We start from the raw sequence: 14,543 nt of genomic DNA on the forward strand, positions 1-14,543 counted from the left end.
GTCGAAAAAGCAAACACCGTAAACCACTTCACCCCCAACTCATCGGCACCCTCCAGAACGTCCATCAACGATTGCTCACCAGCGGTATGACCTTCGGTACGGGGCAAACCCTTGAGTTCTGCCCACCTCCCGTTGCCGTCCATGACCGCCGCAATGTGTTGAGGGATACGCGTCGAGTCAAGATCGTCAGGCGAACACGGCGTTAGAAAATCATTCACAAGCGAAATCTACCGCCCCAACCTCTAACCTCGGGGCATGACCTTGGCGGAAGATGCAAGCATCGCTTTAGAAACCATTTGCGGTGCCCTCCCCGGAGGCGGCGAACGCCGGCCTGGGCAGGATTCCATGACCCGCTTAGTGGCCGACGCCATCACCTACCAAAAGCACGCAGTGGTACGCGCCGGCACCGGAACCGGCAAGTCTTTGGCCTACCTGATCCCAGCCATTTTGGCTGATCAACCGGTCATCGTGGCCACCGCCACCAAAGCCCTCCAAGACCAGTTAGCCAACAAAGACCTTCCCTTCCTCCAAGAAAACCTCGGCCACTCTTTTAGCTTCGCCGTACTCAAAGGGCGCGCTAACTACGTATGCCGGCAAAAACTAAACGAACTAGAACGAGCCAACCAACAACAAACCCTCGGCAGTTTGGCCGAAGGATTACCTGACCACGCCGACCCGAAACATTTAACCGCTATTGCCGAATGGGCCGACGAAACAGACACCGGCGACCGGGCAGAACTCTCATTCGAACCCCGAGCCGCCACTTGGGGAGCAGTTAGCGTCGGCTCAAACGAATGCCCCGGACGCATACGCTGCCCCGCCGGAGAAGAATGCTTCGCCGAAAAAGCCCGAGACGATGCTGCCCTAGCCGACATTGTCATCACCAACCTGTACCTCTACGCCATCGACATTGCCATAGAAAACTCATTTCTGCCCGAACACCAAGTAGCCATTTTAGACGAAGCCCACAAAACCGAAGAAGTGTTTTCTACCTCGCTGGGTTTCGAAATTCACGCCGGACGATTCCGTTCCCTTCACCGGACGGCCAGCGGCGTACTCACCGCTTGCCCGGAACTCGACCAGACCGAAGAACTGGCCGGCCTCATGGAAGATGCCCTTGCTCCCAGCAACGGAAACCGCGTGGTACCCGCTGAACTCCCACCCTTGGCCCGAGCCCTCGAACTGGCCGACACCAGACTCGGTGCGCTTGATGCTGTTTTGCGGAAAATCCAAGACAAGACAGAAAAAAATTCACTCAAAGGCATCGAAACGGCCAGCAAAATAACCCGTACCCGCCAAGCTCTCGGATCACTTCTAGAATCCGTTCAGGCCGCCCGATCCCTGGACAACAACAAAGTCGCCTGGGTAGATCGACTTAACGGGCGCATGGTGCTGGAAGTCGCTTTGATCACTGTGGACCACATTTTAAAAGAAAGCCTCTGGCCAGAACGCACGGTTATTTTGACCAGCGCCACCGTGCCCGCCAACCTTGCTCAACGCTTGGGGCTAGAAACCGATGACTTTGAATACGCCGATGTGGGCAGCCCCTTTAATTTTGAAAACCAATCGCTGCTTTACTGCGCTGCGCACCTGCCCGACCCCCGCCACCCCGACTACCGACAAGCACTCCACGACGAAATCGAGCACCTCATTGTGGCCGCGGGCGGGCGCACCCTCGCCTTGTTCACCAGTCGCAAGGCGCTCAACGAAGCCACCGAATATCTCAGGCCCCGTTTGCCCTGGCACATTTACCATCAAGACGACCTACCCAAACCAGCGCTCATGGCGGCCTTTGCCGAAGACGAACAATCTTGCCTCTTTGGCACCAAAGGCCTTTGGCACGGTATTGACGTTCCGGGCCGCACCTGTTCGCTGGTCATCATTGACAAAATACCTTTCCCTAGCCCTCGCGACCCGTTGCTGAGTGCGCGCCGAGAACGGGTGGGCGACAACTCTTTTCGCCAAATTGATCTTCCGTTAGCCGCCACCGAACTTGCCCAAGGCGTGGGCCGGCTTATCCGGTCTGGCACCGACCTTGGGGTGGCTGCCGTGCTGGACTCCCGCTTGGCAAAAAACAAGGGCTACCGCTACGACCTCCTCGATGCGCTGCCTCCCATGGAACGCTCCGCCGACCCAGAAATAGCCCGAAACTACCTGCAACGCATCACCGAAAACTAGCTGTCCCTTACGCACGCCCAAACCCTTCAGAAACCAAATAGCCAAAACCTCGTGACGTGGGATCTGACCCCAGGTCACGACTGGGGAAGGCGGAGGTGAGCGTTGGGGCCTTCTAGGAAGACAGGTTGGGAGCCTGGCTGGAAGCGTGTTTAGTAGCCCAGTTGATCGAGGGAGCGGGGCTCGCGTGACCAGCGTTTATCCACTCGGACAAACAAGTCGAGAAAGACTTCTTCCGGCAATTGGGCCCGGGCCTTGATCCCGACCTGTTTAAGCACTGCACCTTTTTTGCCGATGACAATGCCTTTTTGCGATTCTCTTTCCACCAAAATCTCTACCCGAATGCGCGGCCACTCCCATTCAGTTACCCGCGTCGCCACTGAATGCGGCAACTCTTCTTTAAGTACCGCCAACAGTTGTTCACGCACCAACTCAGCCACCCAAAAAGATTCCGGCACATCAGTAATCATGTCATCCGGGTAATACTGCGGGCCCTCCGGCAAAAGGGTCAGCACATGGTCAACCAACGCATCCACTCCTTGACCCGTAGTAGCCGACACCGGAAAATAATCCAAAAAGGAAAAACCCGCCGCCTCCGACAATTGCGTCAAAATGCGGTCCGCTCCCACCTTGTCAATCTTGTTCAACACCAAAATAGTTCGATCAGTCGGCAAACTGGAAGCAATCATGCGGTCGCCTTTACCAATATCCCCATCGGCTTCAACCAGAAACAGCACCACATCCATGTCTGCCAAAGCACCGCGAGCCGTAGCGTTTAAACGCTCCCCCAACAGCGACTTGGGCTTATGAATACCCGGTGTATCGCAAAAAACCACCTGGGCGCCCGGACGATTCAATACCCCACGAATCTCATTACGGGTGGTCTGCGGCTTATCCGACACAATGGTCACCTTGGTTCCCAACACGGCATTAAGCAAAGTGGACTTCCCCACATTGGGGCGCCCCACCAAAGTCACAAAACCCGACCGGAAATCCGGCTCTTGGCTTTCACTCGACAACACTTGCTCATTCATGGTTAGCCACCTCAGGGCGAGAAATATTCACTGACGCAATTTCGTTCACACGCAAACTCATAATCCTACGACCCACAACTTCCTCCACCGTAAAAACCCACTGGCCGATTTCTCCTTGCTCGTTCACCTCAGGAACATGACCCAAGGCATCGAAAACCAGCCCCCCAACCGTTTCCCAACCGCCCTCCGGCAACGCTCCTGTCAACAAATCGTTCAACTCATCAACCGGCATTTGGCCCTGTACCCGCAAACCGCCGCCCGCCAAATGTTGAACCAGTGGATCCTCATGATCAAATTCATCAATGATTTCCCCCACCATTTCTTCCAACAAATCCTCCATGGTCACCAAACCAGCCGTGGCCCCATGTTCGTCTACTACCACCACCAATTGAAAACGACCGACTTGCATTTCACGCAACAACTCGTCGGCCGCTTTAGTCTCCGGCACATACCGCAACGGGCGAACAAAATCCGTCAAAGAAGATCGCTGCGGACCCCCTGTTTCAAAACAACGGAGAAGATCTTTAGCGTGGATGGCCCCCGCCAAGTCGTCAATATCACTCAACATCACCGGCAATCGGCTATGGCCAGTAGCCACCGCCACCGCAACCGCATCTTCCACCGTTGCCTCCGAACCCAAAACAACCATGTCCGGGCGAGGAACCATCACCTCACGCACCAAAGTGTCACCAAAGGCAATAACCGACTCAATCATGTCGTGTTCATCTTCGTCAATAGCGTGCGAAGCCAAAGCATGGTCAGCCACCGCCAACAATTCTTCTTCTGAAACCGTCGACTCATCTTCCTCAGAGACCCGCACCGCAGTTCGCGGTGTGAGACGTTCAACGATCAGCATCAACAGGTAAGCCAGCCAACGCAAAGGAACTATGCGCTCCACTAAACGAGCTTTTTTAGCCAACCGCAAAGCGGCTTCTTCGGGCCGGCGCAAAACCCAACCTTTAGGCCACGCCTCAGCAATCACAAAAAATAAAACCACAAAAGCCGCCATCACCGCACCGGTGGCACTGTTTCCAAAATGATCCGGAATCAAAAAAAGCGCCAAAATAACACTAGTTACCCGCACCCCGGTGTGGAGCAAAAACAAAGGGCCAAGGAACCTCAGCCGATCCTCCAAAACTCCCACCAAGATTTCTGCGACTTCACCCTGCTCGCTACGGGTTCTAAGAATCACCTCTAAACGCGAGCGGCGCATACGAATAAACGCCGTTTCGACAGCAGTGAACCATCCCGAAACAAGCAACAACACAACCAGCAACAGCCCAGAAAAAAGGTCCGCGTTATCCATGGAGAAACTTCACTAAATGCTCGTCTTGCCGTGCTTCCATAACGGCCCGTTCCTCAGGGTGGTAATGGTCGTGACCCAAAAGATGCAAAATGCCATGCACCAGCAACAAGGCCAATTCGTCCATCGCGTTGCGTCCCAAAATCTCTTCCGCTTGCCGAAAAGCCACCGCCGGGCAAATAACCACGTCGCCTAAAAGCTGCGGGCCTGGCCCAGAAAGTTGCGCTATCTCCGCCGGTTCCAAAAGCGGAAAAGCCAAAACATCGGTAGGCCCCGAACTGTCCATATGCGTTTGGTTTAGTTCGGTCATCGCCACTTCGTCTACAAAGTGGATCGTTAACTCCACCCCGCAGGTCGCTAAGCCCTCGCTGCTTAAAACCTGTTCCGCCAACGTTTGCCAAGTATCAAGATCAACATCGATTTCATCGCACTCATTGACCATCACGACCATTAGATCAGTATTTTTTTGCCGGGAAAAAAGGCCAGAGTTTTCGTTCACGAAGGCTCCGCACGAGAACCTTGCGGGCGAGTATTTTTGAAATCCTCATCGTAAGCATTCACGATGTCTTGCACAATGCGGTGGCGCACCACGTCTCGGCTAGAGAGATGTACAAATGAAAGATCTTCGATGTCACTCAATAAATCTTCTAACCCATCAAGGCCACTACGTCCACCTGGCACATCAATTTGACTGGCGTCGCCGGTGACCACCACCTTTGACCCAAACCCGATACGGGTTAAAAACATTTTCATCTGCTCCGGCGAAGTGTTTTGCGCTTCATCCAAAATAATAAAAGCATTGCTTAAGGTCCTCCCCCGCATAAACGCCAGCGGGGCCACTTCTACTTCGTTTCGTTCCAACATGCGTTCGGCATTTTCGTCATCCACCATGTCAAACAGTGCGTCATAAAGGGGCCGCAAATAAGGGTCAACTTTGGCCAGCAAGTCGCCGGGCAAAAAACCGACCCTTTCGCCAGCCTCTACCAGCGGACGGGTAAGGACGATCCGGTCCACGTCCCCGTTTTTTAGGGCCCGCACTGCCATGGCTACGGCCAGCCAACTCTTTCCCGTACCGGCCGGGCCGATGCCAAAAGTAATGACCCCGTCACGAATCGCTTCCACATACTTCATTTGCCCCGCCGAACGAGGCCGCACCGGTTTACCCCGAGCAGAACGCAAAATTTCTGTAGTTAAGACCGCCGCAGGCTCTTCACCTTGACGCACCATGTCGATGGTGCGCTCTAAAGTGTGTTGATCCAACGGGTGGCCTTTTTCTAAAATGTGCACCAATTCGCCGAACAAGCGCCCCACCAACGAAGCTTGCCTGCCCGTTAAGTTGACTTGGTTACCGCGAATATGTATCTGTACCTCTGGAAACGTTGCTTCGATACGACGTAGCAAACTGTCGTGATCGCCCACCAAGTTGGCCATAAGGTCGTTGCTCGCAACATGAATCTGCACCGAAGCCTGCCCAGTTGAGCCTTCTTGGTCAGCGCCCTGGTTCGGCGAGGTTCGGGGGTCGGTGGAGGTCTCGTGCATCAGTGGCCCAAGACTATCTTGGTTGAGGTAAACCTTGCCGAGAATTTACAAATGTTGCTGTAGAGACCGACAAGCCATAATCTCAGCCCATGACCTTAGACCCCATGGATGAATCGCTTAAGCGTTTGGCAGACGATGCCATCGCCGCTGAAGCGGTGCGCCAAATAGGTCACGAAGCATGGCTGTATCAACGCTCCGCTGAATCCTCACATCTTCTTGGGGTACTGCTTGACCTCGCGGAACGCAACGAACCAGTCACCCTGCTGCTTGCTTCGGGCACCCAACGTCAAGGCCATGTTGAGTTAGTGGGCCGCGACGTGGTGGGGCTGCGCACCAGCCAAGGCAAGCGCTCGCTTTTTGCGTTGAAGCATCTGTCGGCGGTTATCCCCGACCCTGCCGCACCAGAGATTATTGGCGACCGCGAGTTGACCGCCGAACAAACAGATCGCTTGCCGCATTTTCATACCGTGCTGGAAGAACTCCTCGAAGACCCGCCCCTGGTTGCCGCAACCATGGCGGGCCGCCAAGAGCCAGTGGTTGGGTCGTTTATCCGACTCGGCCTCAACGTGTTGGTAATCCGTCAAGCCGATGGTTCCTCGGCACACATCCCCGTTGCGGCGCTCGAAGAGTTCGCCCTTTAACCGGCACACGAACAGGCACACATAGCAGGACCCACGTTTACTTCTTACGTTTGCGTTTCTTTTTCTTTTTTCCGACAGCTCGACCTAAACGCCCGCGCCGGGCCGCTTTTTTCGTAGCTTTTTTATTTTCGGCATCCACCTCAGCACGCATCTGTGGGCCCGCTGCGTTGACAATGTCTTCTACCGAATCCAACAAAGCAGCGATGCTGCCATCTTCCCCCAAACCTTTGGGTTCTTCCGGAGTGGCAGGAGTAATCAAAGTGCCGTGGCTCCAGTTGACATCAACCATGCGTCGGGCAAACGACGGGCAATCTTCTGGGCATCGCCAGGGCGCCTCAGGAGCAAGATCTAAATTGCACTTTCGTACCGTGTCCCCGTTGGGGTAACTTCGGCTTTCGAAGTGTTTACATTCTTGACGCATCGGCATAGAAGCACCCTAATCAAGAATCAAAACAAGTCGGGGGGATACCCAACTCTGGCCCTTAACCGACCGAACCTTCCATCTGTAGTTCAATCAGACGGCTCCACTCCACGGCGTACTCCATGGGCAAAGTGCGGGTAATCGGTTCGATGAAGCCGTTCACCACCATTGACATAGATTGCTCTTCGGTTAGCCCGCGGCTCATCAGGTAAAAGAGTTGATCATCGGCCACCTTGGACACCGTTGCTTCGTGGCCGATAATCGCATCGTCGGAACCCACCTCCATGTAGGGGTAAGTATCGGAAATACTTTCGTCGTCCAAAATAAGTGCATCGCATTGAACGTGGCTTTTGCAACCCTGAGCGCCTTCTTCTACCCGGATCAACCCACGGTAGCTAGAGCGGCCGCCACCTTGTGAAATAGATTTCGACACAATCTTTGAGGTGGTTTCTGGTGCGGCGTGAGTCATTTTGGCTCCGGCATCTTGGTGCTGTCCGGGGCCGGCGTAAGCCACCGAAAGCACTTCGCCAGAAGCCTTAGGGCCCACCATTACTACGGCCGGGTATTTCATAGTTAACCGTGAACCAATATTGCCGTCGATCCACTCCATGTGGCCTTCGGCTTCTACCCGAGCCCGTTTGGTCACCAAGTTGTACACGTTGGTAGACCAGTTTTGGATAGTGGTGTAGGTAACCCGAGCCGATTTTTTAACCACAATTTCTACCACCGCGGAATGCAACGAATCGGTGCTGTAAGTAGGGGCCGAGCACCCTTCGATGTAGTGCACCTCTGAACCCTCATCGGCGATGATCAGCGTGCGCTCAAACTGGCCCATGTTTTCGGCGTTGATGCGAAAGTAGGCCTGTAACGGCATTTCTACTTTGACTCCGGGCGGCACATAAATAAACGACCCGCCACTCCATACGGCAGAGTTCAAAGCAGAGAACTTGTTGTCGTTAGGGGGAATTATCCGCCCAAACCAGGCCCGCACGATCTCTGGATGTTCACGCAAAGCGGTGTCCATATCGCAGAAAATAACCCCTTGTTCTTCAAGGTCTTCGCGGTTGCGGTGGTACACCACTTCAGACTCATACTGGGCCGTTACCCCGGCCAGATATTTGCGTTCCGCTTCGGGGATACCCAATTTTTCGTAAGTGTCTTTGATGGCGTCGGGCACGTCATCCCACGAATCGTTGAGGCCGCCGGAAGGCTTGATGTAGTAGTAGATATCATCAAAGTCAATGCCGTCCATATCGCCACCCCACCACGGCATAGGGCGTTTGAGGAATTTTTCGTGGGAGCGCAAACGAAAGTCACGCATCCAGTTGGGCTCGCCTTTCATCCAGGAGATTTCTTGGATGAGGCGTTCGTCGAGGCCTTTGGAGGGCTTGAAAACGTAGTCTTCTTGGTCGCTCCACCCCAGTTTGTATTTACTGAGGTCTACTCCGATGTCTACGGTAGTCATGATGTGGGTACTCCAAGCCGAGGTGGGTATTTCTCCTACGCTGATAGTAACAATTATTCGAGGAAAAGTAAGGACAATTTATCAAGAGACCTCCACCGCAAAGACTCGCTAGTAAATCAACTCGCGTTGTTGACGGTCTAACCAACCCAACAATACCGCAATGGCCCGCGGGTCATGACGCAAATGATGTCCCGCCCCAGAAATCATACGCAACTCGCCCGCCCCATGGGTACCAGACAAAAGGCGGGCATCTAAAGGCGGCACCACCTCATCGTCGCTGCCATGCACTACCAACAATGGTCGAGGTGTCAACTGAATAACCGCCAACTCTGCAGAAATATCTGACAAAGACGCTTTCCACTCATCAAAATCTTTGGGCGGCGCCGACTCGTCAACCAGCCCCGCTTTTCGTGCATGCAACAACAACCGTCGAGGGTTATCTGCCCAATCATTAAAATCTGCTGGGGTGGCCAAAGCCGCTACTCCCTTTACGCGTAGATCAACTGCTCCTGCACAAACCGCCAACGCTCCCCCGGTACCAAAACCTGCGGTCCACACTGCCCCTACCTCAGGAAGCCCAACCAGATGCTCAATGGCTGCCAAAAGGTCGTCACGCCACCCTTGCAAACTAAACGAACCTTCAGAACCAGGCATGCCCCGCAGGTAAGGCACCATCACCACCCACCCCATTTCGGCGGCCATGCGTTCGGCCAGTTCCGGAAAAGTAGCCGGCGAGTTTGCTCCGCCGCCCGGGCCGCTAGGGAACCCGTGCGCAATAACCACCGCCGGGCAGTTCTCGCCTCCACCGGGCGGGAGAGCCAAGTGAGCCATCAGAGCCAAGCCCTCAGATTCAAAAATGATTTCTGACGAACAAAGTGGTCCAGAGGCAGTCAAGAAATATCCTTAACCGATTCTTCGCAGTTGTTCTTTGAACTGGCGGCCTCGAGCAACGTAAGCCTCGGCGCTCAGCATGTTTGCGTCTTCGGGAACCACGCCTTCTCGTACGGTGGCTGGCACACCGAGCACCAGCGAACGGGGCGGCACAATGGTCCCGTTACGCACCATGGCGTTCGCTCCCACTATGGACCCTCGCCCAATCACTACTTCATGAATAACCACCGAACCTACGCCAATGAGCGACCGGTCCTCAATGGTGCAACCCTCCAAGTGACAAAGGTGGCCCAGAGTGACGTCTTCGCCAACCACGGTAGGGAGGTCTGGCGTGCAATGCAGAACCACGTTGTCTTGCACCGACGAACGCGCCCCCACCGAAATAAAACTGTCGTCGGCTCGGATAACCGCATGGGGCCACACGCTGGCTTCTGGCCCAATGATTACGTTTCCAATGATCACCGCTTCGGGATGAATATAAGCCGACGGGTCGATGCGAGGCTCCACGTCACCTATGGCGTAGATAGGCATTACTTCACCGACCCGAAACCGTAGATGGGTTGAAGGCTTCGACCATCACTGATCGAACTTCCCGTAACTACCGCCCAGGAACACCATGGGCGAGGCTTCACGACCCAAAGCCACTTCTTCGACATGGCCCAATACTAAAAGATGGTCGCCCGCTTCGATTACTTCGTGAATTTTGCAGTCGATGCTGGCCACGCAAGCCAACAGTCGTGGTGAGCCAGTTGCGGTCAACTCCCATTCAACCCCTTCCCAAGGGTCGGTGTCTTTCATAAAGAAACGGCCGCACAAGTCAGCTTGATCATCAGCAAACACGTTGACGCAAAATGCTCCCGAGGGTCGCATGCGGTTCCACGACCGAGCTTGGTGGCCGGTGAAAAACCCCACCAATGGTGGGTCCACCGAAACCGAAGTAAACGAACCGATAACTACTGCCTGAGGAGCCTCACCGTCCATGCCGGTCACCAAGGTCACCCCGGTGGGGTAACGCCCCATCACTTGCCGGTAAACATCTTCATCTATAGACACAGAACTCTCCTCATTTTTTTCGGAGGTTAGTCGCCCCAGAAGGCTTAATTGGCACTCAGCGCCGTCGCCTCTTTAATTATTGAGTCTGGCGCCTCCAACGGGAAAGAAATTACCCGGCTTTCCCAAGCAGCGGAAACCTTCTCTATGTTGAGGCTCTCGGCTTTTTTCTGTGCGTCAATGAGCATGGCGTCAATTTTTTCATCATCGTGTGCCGGGTCGTGGTGAAAAAGCACCAACTCTTTGACCCCCGCTTGGTGGGCCACCTCAAGGGCGTAATCAACGGTGCAGTGCCCCCAATGGGTTCGGTCAGCGAACTCTTCTGGGGTGAACTGGGCATCGTGAATCAAAAGATCCGCTCCGGCGGCTAACGCCAACACCGCGGGGTCCACGCTTTGGCCATCGTTGCGCGGCTGCTGATGATCGCTGATGTAGACCACGCTGAGCGAACCAGTAGGCGCCGAGGCAGACGCAACTTCTAAGCGGTAACCGTTAGTGGCCCCAATGTGAGGAACCGGCAACGCTGTAACCATGGCTGCCCCCACGGCAAAAGAAGCTTCGTTGATGTCGTAAAAAATGATATCTCCGGCTAAGTCACGAAACCCAATAGGAAAAAACGGGGGCGCCATAAACTGGTCAAAGGCTGCCTCCAGCGAACAGCCATCTTCGGGCGGACCATACACCTCAAGGCGAGCCCCTACTTGATTTATTGGCGCAAAAAACGGCAACCCTTGCACATGGTCCCAATGCAAGTGACTAACCAATGCGGTGCCATGAAAGGGTCGGCGAGCATCAGCCAACTGTTTGCCGTAATAACGTAAACCGGTACCCAGATCAAAAATGATTGGGTCGCTATCGGGCAGGTCAACTACCACGCAAGAAGTGTTTCCGCCATACCGTTGGTTACTTTCACACGAGCACGGGGTGGACCCGCGCACTCCGTAAAACGTGACGTCTAGCGACGCAGCCTCAGCATTCATTGTTCGCGAGGGTAGGGAGCATCTTGGCATATCTCACAAACTGTGACTGATTTCTCATCAAGGCAAATATCTGTCAGACTGCCCCGGTGCCCACAAAAGTTGACTTCGCTCCCCTCCCCGATGGGGTTTCGGTAATTGTTAAATCCGACTGCCCGGCCTGCTTGCTTGCTGCCGATGTGCTTATCGAACTTGGCCAGGCCGGCCACATCACCTTGTACAGCCAAGACGACCCGGCTTTCCCCACCACCGGAGATTGGGTAGTCGACGACACAGATCTCGCCGTCAGTTGGCACCACGACATCGAGGCCGTACCCACCCTCATAAAAACCGTAGACGGTGTAGAAACCGAACGCACCGCAGGTTGGAACCGTGCCGCATGGGAATCAATTACCGGCGTTACCGGTTTGGGCCCTGATCTGGTGGATTTTAAACCTGGTTGAGGTTCTCTTTCGGTTGACCCCGGGCGGGTCGACGAACTAAGGGTCCGCTACAGCGGAAACACCATCCAGGCCCGCCGCATTGAGGTCGCCACCCTCGAAGACCCTATGGAAGCGCTTTTTGACCGAGGATGGACCGACGGCCTTCCGGTGGTTCCTCCTACCGAAGCTCGGGTTTTACGCATGTTGGAAGGCACCACCCGAAGCCCCCAAGATGTGGTGGCTGTCGTGCCCCCCGATTTAGCAGAATGCACAGTAGAAAAAGCGGCCATTAACGCGGTGATGGCCGGTTGCTTGCCCGAATATTTTCCGGTGGTTTTAACCGCGCTCGAAGCTATCTGCACCGACCAATTCAACATGCACGGGGTGCTGGCCACCACCATGTCGGTGGGGCCCATCTTTGTGGTTAACGGGCCTATAACCGAACGCATTGGCATGAACTCTGGCGTCAACGTGTTGGGTCACGGCAACCGTGCCAACAGCACCATCGGTCGTGCGGTGCAACTCATTGTTCGTAATCTCGGCGGTGGTGCTCCCGGCGGCATTGACCGAGCCACCTTAGGACATATGGGCAAACAAGGTTTTTGCTTCGCTGAAGCACCTTCTGCCTGGACCTCGCTGGCCCAAGAAGAAGGGTTCACCGCCCAGCAAAATACGGTGACCGCTTTCGCCGGGGAAGGCCCGCGCTTACTTTTTGATCAACAAAGCCGCAGCCCAGAATCGTTAGTACGTATGTTGGCTGACGGTTTACGCTCTACCGTGTCTTCTCGCATGGTCATGGGCATTGATGCCATGTTGGTGCTCTCGCCCGAGCACCTGTCCCGGTTTGTTGATGCCGGATGGGACCGCTCACGTTTTCTGACTGAACTGAGTGAACTTTTGGTCATTGACGCCGATGACATTATTGTGGGCGCTCACGGCATTGACGAGGGCATCCCAACCGGTTTTGCTGGCCTGCAACTCCCCAAGTTTCGCCCCGGCGGTTTGCTGATCGTTCACGCCGGGGGGTCCGCTGGTTTGTTCTCGGCCATCATCGGCGGTTGGCTAAACGGAAACACCGGCAGCGACCCGGTTACCAAGGAGATACCACTATGACCCAAAACTTAAATGCCGTAATGCTGGACCCCACCGCAGAAAACCAGCCCGAGCAACGGCCTCTCTGTGACCGTCCCGCCACGCTCCAAGGTTTGACCGTGGGCTTGTTAGATATTTCTAAACCTCGGGGCAACGTGTTTTTAGATCATCTCGAAACACTGTTGAGTGGCCAGGGGGCCGAAGTGCGCCGGTACGTCAAACCCACCTTTGCCAAACCAGCTCCGGTTGACCTGCGCCACGAAATCGCCACCAGTTGCCATGCGGTTATTGAAGCACTCGCCGATTGAGGTTCTTGTACCACGTGCAGTGTGCACGACATCAACGATTTTGAACGGCGAGGCATCCCCGGGGTTTTTGTGGCCTCCGCCCCTTTTGTGGACGCTGCGGAAATCCAAGCCAAAGCGCTGGGTCTTGAGGTAGCACGCGTATTCACCACTCACCCTATTCAGGACCGCACTGACCATGAGATGCGATCACTGGCCGAAACCGCTTTTGCGCAACTGGTAGAAAAAATCACCGCCCCGTAGCCCACCTCTAGGGGAGAACGAAACCGTTATTGGTTTCTTGCGCTAACCCATCGGCCACCACGGTGGCTGCTACTCGTTGTGCCCGCTGAGGATCATCAGGCCACCCCATGACCGGCGCTAAATGGTCTCCGTTAACCGGGCCCAGCCCCAAAGCGGCCACCAGTCGCCCCCGACCTTGCCGGTCTGAGCCTTCAAATCGAGATTGTTTACCGGCCACCCCCGCTGAGCCAGGCGCCGGATCTGGCCCATTTTTTTCTCGGTTCCCTTGCCATACACAAGCCTCAGCAATCGGACATTGTTTACAACGAGGCGCACGGGCCCGACACACCATGGAGCCCAAATCCAAAACTGCTTGATTCCACGCCCACCCGGCCCCTACCGGCACCGAAGCATCAGCCATGTCTTGTGCTTGCCGAGGCTTCAACGAGCACCCGGCGAAACGTGCCAAAACCCGCCCCACGTTGGTGTCCACCACCGCAGCGTCTTGTTCAAAAGCAAAGGCCAGAACTGCTCGAGCTGTGTAAGGCCCTACCCCCGGTAAAGCCAGCAGCGCCGGCAGCTCGTCAGGCACTACGCCGTGGTGTTCGTTAACCAGCACCGTGGCGCAACGATGCAACATCACGGCCCTCCGGTTGAAGCCCAGGCCAGACCATTCCTGCACCACCTCCCCTGCTGACCCGGCCGCGCAGGTGGCGGCATCGGGGAACCGCTCTAAAAAGGTTGGCCATCGAGGCAACACCCGGTCAATTTGTGTTTGTTGCAACATCACTTCAGCCACCAGAACCGCCCAGGGGTCTCGCGTGTTGCGCCACGGCAAGTCGCGAAGCCATTCAGCGCCCCAGGCCAAGACCGCTACGGGCAGGAGCGGCTGCGAAATACTGTGGTCAGATTCTTTTGGAGCAGGCACAAAACTCACGCTAGTTCCCAATGGAGAACTCTTCATCCATGTCGGCAGTTGGGTCTGACGCTTGCTAACGTCCCTGCT

Annotated in this window: 16 protein-coding genes and 1 pseudogene; 5 read left to right on the plus strand and 12 right to left on the minus strand. The window is 55.2% G+C overall.

Features of this window, described 5'->3' with window-relative positions:
- Positions 1 to 143: isoprenyl transferase (locus EYQ49_04685; protein HIG25173.1), on the minus strand; the 143-nt coding region annotated here is incomplete at its 3' end.
- Between the two features lie 112 nt (positions 144 to 255).
- Here EYQ49_04685 and EYQ49_04690 point away from each other — a divergent pair.
- Positions 256 to 2,178, plus strand: a complete 1,923-nt coding sequence (locus EYQ49_04690; GenBank protein ID HIG25174.1) for an ATP-dependent DNA helicase — start codon at positions 256 to 258, stop codon at positions 2,176 to 2,178.
- Positions 2,179 to 2,327: 149 nt separating this feature from the next.
- Here the strand turns inward: EYQ49_04690 and EYQ49_04695 are convergent, their stop codons facing one another.
- The 4 genes from EYQ49_04695 to EYQ49_04710 are packed head-to-tail and all read right to left on the minus strand — an operon-like array spanning position 2,328 to position 6,051.
- Positions 2,328 to 3,209: a GTPase Era gene (locus EYQ49_04695; protein ID HIG25175.1), complete on the minus strand. Its 882-nt coding sequence runs from the start codon at positions 3,207 to 3,209 to the stop codon at positions 2,328 to 2,330.
- Entirely contained in the window at positions 3,202 to 4,515 is a 1,314-nt protein-coding gene (locus tag EYQ49_04700; GenBank protein ID HIG25176.1) for an HlyC/CorC family transporter, read from the minus strand. Before EYQ49_04700 ends, EYQ49_04695 begins: the two co-directional genes overlap by 8 nt.
- Positions 4,508 to 4,954: an rRNA maturation RNase YbeY gene (ybeY, locus tag EYQ49_04705; GenBank protein ID HIG25177.1), complete on the minus strand. Its 447-nt coding sequence runs from the start codon at positions 4,952 to 4,954 to the stop codon at positions 4,508 to 4,510. Before ybeY ends, EYQ49_04700 begins: the two co-directional genes overlap by 8 nt.
- Before the next feature lie 53 nt (positions 4,955 to 5,007).
- On the minus strand, positions 5,008 to 6,051 hold the full coding sequence (locus tag EYQ49_04710; GenBank protein ID HIG25178.1) for a PhoH family protein: 1,044 nt from the start codon (positions 6,049 to 6,051) through the stop codon (positions 5,008 to 5,010).
- Between the two features lie 89 nt (positions 6,052 to 6,140).
- Here EYQ49_04710 and EYQ49_04715 point away from each other — a divergent pair, with 89 nt between their 5' ends.
- Positions 6,141 to 6,692, plus strand: a complete 552-nt coding sequence (locus EYQ49_04715; GenBank protein HIG25179.1) for a hypothetical protein — start codon at positions 6,141 to 6,143, stop codon at positions 6,690 to 6,692.
- Positions 6,693 to 6,729: 37 nt separating this feature from the next.
- Here EYQ49_04715 and EYQ49_04720 read toward each other — a convergent pair whose 3' ends face one another.
- From EYQ49_04720 to EYQ49_04745, 6 genes are all read right to left on the minus strand, one after another.
- Entirely contained in the window at positions 6,730 to 7,119 is a 390-nt protein-coding gene (locus tag EYQ49_04720) for a hypothetical protein (protein ID HIG25180.1), read from the minus strand.
- Between the two features lie 55 nt (positions 7,120 to 7,174).
- Positions 7,175 to 8,578, minus strand: a complete 1,404-nt coding sequence (gene sufB / locus EYQ49_04725) for a Fe-S cluster assembly protein SufB (protein ID HIG25181.1) — start codon at positions 8,576 to 8,578, stop codon at positions 7,175 to 7,177.
- A 108-nt stretch (positions 8,579 to 8,686) separates the two neighbouring features.
- Positions 8,687 to 9,472: a hypothetical protein gene (locus tag EYQ49_04730; GenBank protein ID HIG25182.1), complete on the minus strand. Its 786-nt coding sequence runs from the start codon at positions 9,470 to 9,472 to the stop codon at positions 8,687 to 8,689.
- A 9-nt stretch (positions 9,473 to 9,481) separates the two neighbouring features.
- Positions 9,482 to 10,000 carry a gamma carbonic anhydrase family protein gene (locus EYQ49_04735; protein ID HIG25183.1) on the minus strand — a complete coding sequence of 173 codons (519 nt, stop codon included), beginning with the start codon at positions 9,998 to 10,000 and terminating at the stop codon, positions 9,482 to 9,484.
- 45 nt (positions 10,001 to 10,045) lie between these two features.
- Positions 10,046 to 10,522 carry a flavin reductase gene (locus EYQ49_04740; protein HIG25184.1) on the minus strand — a complete coding sequence of 159 codons (477 nt, stop codon included), beginning with the start codon at positions 10,520 to 10,522 and terminating at the stop codon, positions 10,046 to 10,048.
- Positions 10,523 to 10,566: 44 nt separating this feature from the next.
- Positions 10,567 to 11,529, minus strand: coding sequence for an MBL fold metallo-hydrolase (locus EYQ49_04745; protein ID HIG25185.1), 963 nt, complete (start codon positions 11,527 to 11,529; stop codon positions 10,567 to 10,569).
- Between the two features lie 56 nt (positions 11,530 to 11,585).
- Here EYQ49_04745 and EYQ49_04750 point away from each other — a divergent pair.
- The 3 genes and pseudogenes from EYQ49_04750 to EYQ49_04760 all read left to right on the plus strand — a co-directional run bounded on the left by EYQ49_04750 (position 11,586) and on the right by EYQ49_04760 (position 13,558).
- A pseudogene (locus EYQ49_04750) lies at positions 11,586 to 13,031 on the plus strand (thioredoxin).
- The gene (locus EYQ49_04755; protein HIG25186.1) at positions 13,028 to 13,318 is read left to right on the plus strand and encodes a hypothetical protein; all 291 of its coding nucleotides are present in this window, start codon (positions 13,028 to 13,030) and stop codon (positions 13,316 to 13,318) included. The pseudogene EYQ49_04750 and the gene EYQ49_04755 overlap by 4 nt, the downstream one beginning before the upstream one ends.
- A 21-nt stretch (positions 13,319 to 13,339) precedes the next feature.
- Complete coding sequence (locus EYQ49_04760) at positions 13,340 to 13,558, plus strand: hypothetical protein (GenBank protein ID HIG25187.1); 219 nt, start codon at positions 13,340 to 13,342, stop codon at positions 13,556 to 13,558.
- A gap of 7 nt (positions 13,559 to 13,565) precedes the next feature.
- On the opposite strand, the gene EYQ49_04765 is transcribed toward EYQ49_04760, so the two are convergent.
- Positions 13,566 to 14,501: an A/G-specific adenine glycosylase gene (locus tag EYQ49_04765; GenBank protein ID HIG25188.1), complete on the minus strand. Its 936-nt coding sequence runs from the start codon at positions 14,499 to 14,501 to the stop codon at positions 13,566 to 13,568.
- Between the last annotated feature and the right edge of the window lie 42 nt (positions 14,502 to 14,543).

The organism is Acidimicrobiia bacterium (assembly GCA_012959995.1).
GTDB lineage: Bacteria > Actinomycetota > Acidimicrobiia > Acidimicrobiales > MedAcidi-G1 > MedAcidi-G2B.